This window comes from Shewanella sp. CAL98-MNA-CIBAN-0140 (assembly GCF_040309905.1).
Taxonomy (GTDB): Bacteria; Pseudomonadota; Gammaproteobacteria; order Enterobacterales; family Shewanellaceae; genus Shewanella; species Shewanella psychromarinicola.
In genome coordinates, this window is the sequence record NZ_JBEOPI010000274.1 from 1 (window position 1) to 240 (window position 240).

Consider the following 240-nt stretch of genomic DNA (forward strand, 5'->3'; position numbering starts at 1 on the left):
GAGCAATGTATTACAGATCTAGTGGATGCTTTAGAGCAAGATTTTCTTCGTTGGGATCAATTTGAAAAATCTTCTCGCTTTGCTTCGCATTCCAAAGACGGGGTCATCGAGTTGATGCCAGTAAGCGATGGAGAGATGTTTGCTTGCAAATATGTCAATGGTCATCCAATCAATACCAAACGAAACTTGCAGACCGTAGCGGCGATGGGTATATTGTCTGACGTCGAAACTGGCTATCCT

Annotated in this window: 1 pseudogene; it reads left to right on the forward strand. The window is 43.3% G+C overall.

The features are described 5' to 3' along the window. Nucleotides 1–240: pseudogene (locus AAEY93_RS21045) on the forward strand (ornithine cyclodeaminase); the annotation flags it as partial.